This is a genomic window from Methanocalculus taiwanensis, from assembly GCF_024372745.1.
GTDB classification, from domain to species: Archaea; Halobacteriota; Methanomicrobia; order Methanomicrobiales; family Methanocorpusculaceae; genus Methanocalculus; species Methanocalculus taiwanensis.
Genome location: NZ_VOTZ01000042.1, coordinates 1 through 8379, shown reverse-complemented (window position 1 = coordinate 8379; position 8379 = coordinate 1). Strand labels below are relative to the sequence as shown.

The 8379-nt window shown below is 44.7% G+C and carries 4 protein-coding genes and 1 pseudogene; 4 read left to right on the top strand and 1 reads right to left on the bottom strand.

Features of this window, described 5'->3' with window-relative positions:
- Positions 1-249: 249 nt before the first annotated feature.
- The 4 genes and pseudogenes from FTO68_RS12000 to FTO68_RS11440 form a co-directional block, all read left to right on the top strand.
- Positions 250-591 (top strand): annotated as a pseudogene (locus FTO68_RS12000) (IS701 family transposase); the annotation flags it as partial.
- A gap of 387 nt (positions 592-978) precedes the next feature.
- On the top strand, positions 979-1311 hold the full coding sequence (locus FTO68_RS11450; protein WP_255333548.1) for a hypothetical protein: 333 nt from the start codon (positions 979-981) through the stop codon (positions 1309-1311).
- A 449-nt stretch (positions 1312-1760) separates the two neighbouring features.
- On the top strand, positions 1761-4607 hold the full coding sequence (locus FTO68_RS11445) for a protein kinase domain-containing protein (RefSeq protein WP_255333547.1): 2847 nt from the start codon (positions 1761-1763) through the stop codon (positions 4605-4607).
- 9 nt (positions 4608-4616) lie between these two features.
- Complete coding sequence (locus tag FTO68_RS11440) at positions 4617-5411, top strand: PP2C family protein-serine/threonine phosphatase (protein ID WP_255333546.1); 795 nt, start codon at positions 4617-4619, stop codon at positions 5409-5411.
- 86 nt (positions 5412-5497) lie between these two features.
- Here the strand turns inward: FTO68_RS11440 and FTO68_RS11435 are convergent, their stop codons facing one another.
- Complete coding sequence (locus tag FTO68_RS11435; RefSeq protein WP_255333545.1) at positions 5498-8248, bottom strand: protein kinase domain-containing protein; 2751 nt, start codon at positions 8246-8248, stop codon at positions 5498-5500.
- Positions 8249-8379: the final 131 nt, after the last annotated feature.

Sequence of the window (8379 nt, the reverse complement as noted above, 5' to 3'; positions counted from 1 at the left end):
ACGTCTGGCACGAGATTGTTTCTTCTCTTTGTCCCAGTACGATACAGATTGATAGGCATAGGTGATCCCGGATCGTTTATCTGTTTGGTAGACAATTGCCGCCAATGTAGCCCACCACTCGTTATGTATAATGTATAACACATAACGATGATAAAACTTTCGCTCTGATGTGGAGGAATATCTTGAGAATCTAAGGAAAATATGGAGTTAGATTTTTGGGCTAGTTAGGTGTAGCCGGGAATGTAGGTTATTCGGGTATTTCATTCTGTGAACAAAAAAGGAAGCGATAGGTACTGGGCCACGAATTGTCTGACAATGGATTACAGTGACAGGAAGAACCTTCAGGCGATATGCTGGTCAATTGAAAACTACCATCGTGCTCTGAAAGAACTATGTTGCATCGAAGATTGTAAAGTCCGAAAGGCAGCGGGCCAGAGAAATCATATTAATTGCTCAATTCGAGCATATATCCGATTGGAGGCCGTGAATCAACAACAGGATATTACGATCTATCGGGCAAAATGGGAGATTCAGTCTAATGCTATAGCCGAGTATCTAACGGACCCAAATATGCGCTCTAATTTTTTTTAAGAGGGTTATGCGTAAGTCCTATCTGATCTATGTTGCCGATGTTGGTTCTGATACACGAGTGTATTGTGAAGCTCCTGAGTACCAGATACCCAAAAGACAGGGTACGAGGGGAAGAATGCCAGTCCACACACAAGTGGTGAACACACAATCCACTCGTGTGGACTCCATTGCGAAAAACATTGACAAATGGAGAACAATACGAAGTCGGGAATCAATGGACGGTTTCCTTGAAGTCAAATTTTGTGCTGCCAGAGTATGGAGAATCGATAAGGATGTAACCCAACCCATCCCGTCTGGCTTCTGATTCGAAAGGAGCTGGATGATTCAGATGTCAAATACTCATTCTGTAATGCGCTTGAGATCACGGCATGGCATCGTCTTGCACGGATGCAGAGTGACCGGTTCTGGATTGAGCGTTCGTTCCAGGATGCAAACAAACTCGCCGGGATGAATGAGTATCAGGTGAGAAACTGGAATGCGTGGCACCATCACATGGCACTGGTTCTTCTGGCAATGCTCTGGATCACGCAGGAACTGATACAGGCTCGGTCGGTGAGAAAGAAGCTCACTATGCATGATATCGTACGGATCATTAAGTGTCTCATCCCCCCGAAAGTGCAGGATGCACTGAGTGTCGCAAGAACAATAATGATGAATGAAATGAACAGAAGGAATTCGCGTAAATGTAAAATGAAACGGAAAAATCGGGCTTTAACCTGAGAAAGGCATTGGAGCCAGGATTGTGTGTGTCAACATATAATGTTAGCTTCGGGCTCCGATCTATTGTAGGATTTTGAAGCGGTGAATACACGTTACGATGGTATTGAGGGTTTTAACCACTCTGTGGAGAAAAGAACGCTCATTCAAACAATCACATTGCGTGTCCCTGGATCATAGGGCGATTTCAGGGGGCGGGGATAGGGTTATGCTGAGTTAATGTGATATTGTAGAGGTACAGCTCTTGCCCAATTGACAGGGTGACACAGACATACCTTTATAATCTTCTATGCCTGTTGCCCTTGGTGGCATCATAAGTTTATTTACTGATTTGGATAATGAGATTTATTTCCATCAATCAGATGAAAATCGATAATTTTATTCTTGCTAAAACAAAGCAACTTCTATTACCGCTGATATCGTTCTGGCTGGATCAGCACTGGATTGGATAAATGATGAAATATATAACCACTTGTTTTCTTACACTCCTCCTGCTGGGGGTACTGGCTGCGCCTGCCGCAGCAGATCCCACAGGATCCGAATGGACAGAGGTCACACCGGCAGCGGAATGGTCAGCGCGAGCCGAACACACCACTGTATCGCACGATGGCTATATCTGGGTACTCGGCGGGGATGACAAGAGCAGAAGGTATAATGACGTCTGGAGGTCGGCAGACGGCATCACCTGGACAGAGGTCACACCGGCAGCGGAATGGTCAGCGCGAAACGAACACACCACTGTATCGCATGACGGGTATCTATGGATGCTCGGCGGGTATGATAACAGCGGTAGGAAAAATGACGTCTGGAGGTCGGCGGACGGTATCACTTGGACACAGGTCACCCGATCTGCAGGATGGTCACCACGGTACGGCCACACCACAGTATCTCATGGTGGCTATATCTGGGTCCTCGGCGGTTTTGCCGACAGTAGTAAAAATGACGTCTGGAGGTCGGCGGACGGCGTTACCTGGACGGAGGTTACCCCGGCGGCAGGATGGTCACCGCGGGGCGACCATACCGCAGTATCGTATGACGGCTATATCTGGGTACTCGGCGGGACTAAAGGATGGGACGGAAGCCGATATAATGACATCTGGAAGTCGACCAACGGCGTAACATGGACGCGGGTCACCCCGGCAGCGGGATGGTCAGCGCGAATCGGCCACACCACAGTATCGCACGACGGCTATCTATGGATGCTCGGCGGCGACATTGGGGTTTCCAAAAACTACATAAATGACGTCTGGAGATCAGCCGATGGCACAACGTGGATGGAGGTTACCCCGTCAGCGATATGGTCAAAGCGGTACGATCACACCACAGTATCGCATGATGGCTATATCTGGGTGCTTGGCGGTGAGGAAGAAAACGACAACTATAAAAATGACGTCTGGCGTTCTCCTCATACCACATCACTTCCTGTTGCCGCTTCATCCTCTTCTTCACCGACAGATCTGGATTTTCCAATACTTCTACCACTCGGTTTGATTGTAATTATTGGCTTGATTGCCGGTGTACTGGTAAGGACCAGAAGGGAGAACAATAGACACCCTAAGCAGGAGGAACCTTCTCAGCCAGCTCCCGTTAACCGGTTTACCCCAAAACCAGAGACGCCTGTAATGGAAAAGAAACGCAAAGAGGCAGAATCACTTATAGCAAAGGCAAAGGATTTTGCATCACGCGGACATTACATTTTGGCAATCAAAACGGTCGATGAAGCACTGGAAATCATGCCAGGCAACACAGAATACTATGAGCTCAGAACAAAACTCCAGTATAATGATCCAAAACCCGATCTCGTCATCACACCGCAATCAATCTCCTTAAAAGCCAACAGCTGGCAAAAAATACCTTTTAATCTAACAAATTCTGGAAATGGAGACGCCCTGAATGTAAATATTTCACTATCAGATGAGTTTGAGACAAAACAGATCAGCACCCATACCATAAAAGCCGGTGTTTCGGAAACGATCAAAGTGCCCGTCAGGCCACGACATGACGGTCATATCCCCCTCGATATTACAATCACCTATCAGGATTCGCAGGAGCGGTCATACGAGGCGACAGCAGAGTTCGAGGTAAGTGTTGAGGAACAAGCGCCATCCCCAGTCGCTGATTCACCTACCACAATTCCTGCAATAATCCCATCATTCCCCCAAGAACTTCTCAGGCGCTATTATCCCCTCGAATTTATCGGAGAGGGTGGTTTTGCTAAAGTCTTCAAAGTGAAGAGAGTTGATGACGGACAGGTCGTTGCCGTTAAAATCCCCCGTATTGATGAAAAAACCAGTTCGATCTTCATTAAAGAAGTGGCGGCTTGGTACCATCTTACGCACCCAAACATCGTCAAACTCAACAGAAGCGATCTCCTTCCGGTACCTCACCTTGAGATGGAATATATCGATGGATTTGAAGTCAATGGTAAACGGTTACGGGATCTTGATGCATTACAGAAGCCGATTACCGAAGATCAGGTAATACAGATCATCTCCGGAATTTCCGGCGGCCTTGGATATGCTCATGGGAAGGGTATCTACCATCACGATCTCAAGCCACTGAATGTGCTGATCACATCTGATTATACACCAAAGATTGCAGACTTTGGCCTTTCGAAGATCAGTTCCCGGAGTTCGATGACGACAAATAAGGGTTATTCCCCCCTCTATGCCGCCCCGGAACAGCTGGATTCAGAACATTATGGCAACCCGGATCAGCGGACAGATCTTTATCATCTCGGTTTAATCTTCTTTGAAATCTTAACAGGCAGACTACCCTATGATGGATCATCCCATGTGGTAATCATTAGTAAAATCCTCTCACCGGATATTTCACCTGCCACACTTGCTTCGGTCAATTCTGATCTGGCACCCTATGATCCAATTGTCGGGAAACTCACCGCAAAGCGTATGGAAGATCGCTACCAGAATGTCACAGAATTCCAGCAAGCATTGAAGGGTGTTTATGCTCTTAATAAGGAGCGGACCGAGCTTCTCAAAGATCTAAAACTGACAAAAGCGTCACTGAAAACAAGTTCCACCACCGGAGATATCCAGAGGCTCACAAGGGAAGCAATCCGGAAATCGGTTCGGATCGCCCTCCTCCATGCACAGCTAAATGACCGGGTCGAACTGATAACAGCACTCAATGAGATACGTCTTCTGACCACATATCACAGAGAGGAGCTGGATACCGCCATCGAACAGGTGCAGTATATGATCGCAGAAGATCTTCCACTGGGCAATGAATGGGTTGACCAGCTCCGGATACTGCTTGGGAAGATTGAGATGCAGGGGTGAATCAGGAATATGAAGAATCCGGGATGGTTTGAAAAGATCGCAGGATCTCTCCGAAGTATAGCTGGCAAGCACACAGATCTCACCCCAGCCTCCCCGGACATCTTCGGCCTCACCACCACCGGAAAGCGACCAGCAAACGAGGACTCGATTCTCATCGTTTCAACCGATGCATATCACCTCATCGCTGTCGCCGACGGTCTTGGCGGCCATGCGGCCGGCGACTATGCATCTAATATGGCGATCCGTATCCTGGAAAAGGAGGTCACATCCGCATTTCATGACAAGATGGAGATCCCAGAGATCAAAGCAATGCTCCGGGATATTTATACCAAGATACATGAGGCAATCGAGGAAGAGAGCACTGGGGAGCGGAAAGGGATGGGGACGACGCTCGTCTCTGCAATCATCCGGAACAAAGAAGCTGTGATTGGAAATACCGGTGACAGCCGGGCTTATCTCGTTCATGAAAAGGTGGTGCAGCTCACAAAAGATCATTCTGTTGTCCAGTCACTCATTGACGAAGAGATAATCACTGAAGAACAAGCAATTAACCATCCCTTAAAAAATCTGCTTTCATCATCACTTGGGGGTGCTTCATTTCAGGTGGATCTCTATCATGCCAAACTTGTTCCTGGAAGAATGCTGCTCCTCTGCAGCGACGGGTTTTCGGGATATATGGGAGTTGAAGAAATGGTTTCGGCCGCTATTATGCCATCTGCAGAAGAGATCGTAAGGCGGCTAGTACAATCGGCACTAGAGAATGGATCAGAGGATAATGTGAGTGTTGTTGCATATCGAAGTTGAGCCATCATGTAGATTATCAGCCATGAGTAAAAAAATGATACATGATTTTTCTCGGGTTTAAAAGAATATTGGATAGAAAAAAGTATTCAGATGTGACTCATGAGCAACTGATGGATCATGATTTCTGATCGTATTATTAGATCTTCTGAAATCTCATTTAGATTATGTTCAATACGCATTTTAACCTCCAAACTTAAATCCTCAAAACTCTGTCGATTCTCCTCAGGCATCAGTTTGATGAGATCCAATAGGTAGGAGTAAGCTTTCGGTAGATCACCCATTTTCATGTTGATAAGAATGAGATCAGCGCAATAATACACAGCCTTACCGGTATTATTCATTGACATACTCCTCTTCATCGTCTCTTTCAGCTCTATATCCAGATACTTGCCGACATCGGCCTGGAAATCGCTGATAGTCTGATAACGCTCCTCTTTATTTTTTCGGAGACATTTCATTATTATATCATCAAGGGGCTGAAGTTCAGGATTATAACTGGAGGGAAGAGGGGGCTCATCAAAGATGATTTTTGTACTGATCTCTGCAACGCCACTCCCTTGGAAGGGGAGCTGACCTGTTATCAATTCATAAAATATTGATCCTAACTGATAGATATCAGTGCGATTATCCGTATCTCCAAATTTTGTTGGGGATATCTGTTCCGGAGAAGCATATAAGGGGGAAAGAGTAATGGCAGTCGAAGTCTTTTTTTGCGACGTTACCTTCGATAATCCCCAATCCATTATTTTTGGAACCCCATTAGAGGTCATCAGGACATTATGTGGTTTTAGATCACGGTGTATTATGCCCTTACTATGAGCAAACTTCAGACCCTCAGCAATATCAAATACAAGACGTGCTGCTTCACGTTGGTCTATCGGCTTCTTAATATCTTCAATACTACCGGAATCGACATACTCCATCTCAAAATAGGGAATGGGAAGGATATTGATATCATATAACTCGACGATATTTTTATGCTTAAGATCTCCCCAGTTTTTAATCTCTTTCAGGAAACTTTTCCCGGTATCTGGATCCATTTCCAGAGGAAATTTAACAGCAATCGTTTCTCCATCCTTGATCCTCGTTGCTCTATATACCATTCCAAATCCACCTTTTCCAACATATTCAACATCAGAAAACTGTGAAAGAAGGTTGTCTGGAAACTCCCTCGGAAGAATCTCATAATGTTGTTTTCTTGAGGAGCGAGAGCTTTGGGAGCGACTTATCGAACGTGTCATAATGGGAGAGGGATTACGCTTCATATAAACTACAACACCACCAATAAGGAGAAGAATGAAAAGAGACCCTCCCAATATAAGGCGCTGATCTACCCCTTTTATTATTGAAAGTGGATCAAAATCAGGTGGTTTTTGAGTAAGAGTGAGATTTAGCTCAGTAGTTTCAAATGCAACCACCTGAACGGTATCAGAGCTATTAAAATAGCCATCCATCACCAGGTCAAAGATATAACTTCCCTCAGAAAGTGATTCAACAATACAAGGTGTTGTTCCATAATACTGATCTTCAAGATAGACATACGCCCCTTCCGGATCACTTATAATTTCTACACTCCCTGGACCTCTGCTCAGTGTGGGTGTAAGAAGGATCATCTCCCCTGCTTTTGTACTAATACTATCTGACCACTCCTCATATCCATCCATAGTCAACACGATTGGATAGACAGCCTCCCTGAGATCGGTAATAGTCAATGGTGTAACACCCACCATTGAACCATTTATTATAACTTCTGCTCCAGCAGGATTTGTCTCGATAGAGAGGGCAGATGGTATTGTAGAGGTAAAATGGAGTGAACCGTCTGTATATGCAACATATAATCCATCTGAACTAAATGAGAAGTCCCTAATCGGTTTTGGGTGGATATGAGCCCAATATATATCCCCATCATAATTAAAAAGATAGATATTTGAATCAGAAGCAGCGGCAAGTCGTTCTCCTGATTGTAAAGCACGTACTCGATTAAGCTTATAACCATCAAGTGACCAAATTGGGGAGCCCATCGAGTTGAGCATGAAAACCTGACGTGCATCATTAATACCAAAAATAGAGTTGTCTTTTTTAACAATAATATAATTCACTATTGGGGAGTTTGTCGAGGGAAGCCTCCACATCTCAATTCCATTGCTACTAAAAGCTTTTGGATAAGAAGATCCCACAATAAAAAAGTCACCATTTGAAGCGATCGAACTGGCATATCCTCCAGCATTATCCGAAAATAGAATATTGCCATTTTTATCAATATAATAGTATTGTACTGACTTTGATATAGCTATAACCGCACTTCCATCCTCAGCAACAGAGAGATCATAGATTTCAGAATCAACAGACTTATTCCAGAGTAAACCACCCCTATCAAAGAGAAAAATTTGATCCGAACCTAAAGCAAGATAATTTCCATCGATGGAAAAGGAATAGCTCGTCACTGGAGTCTCAAGTAGTTCTTCCCACAAAACATCACCAGCCAAATTAAATGCGTTAACCGATCCAAAGAGACTAACAGAGAGGAGAATTTCTTCATCCTCGGAAAATAATATACCAATAGCCCGAGATCCAAGGTTTTTTTTCCAGATCAATTCTCCAGCATGATTAAAGAGAAAAAGTGTTCCACCAACCGATCCGACGGCAATATAAGATCCATCTGGTGAAACGGCAACAGATGCCAGTGGAGAGGGATCGGAATATGAGAAGATTGTCTGAGATTTTGATCTCTCATCCACCTCCTCTGCCCCAACTATCGAAATAAAAAAAATTGATATTATAAATGTACAAAGCAAAAATATTTTCAACTGACGGTTCAATCCAATCTGTGATACCATACACTTCACAATCCGCACCCCCTGAACCAAAAGAGCTGAATTAGGGCCCCTAAAGACAAAAAGGAGTCAATTAGTCCGACACTCGATCCCTTCTCATCTCTCTCCCGGCAACATAAACACTCACTCTCACC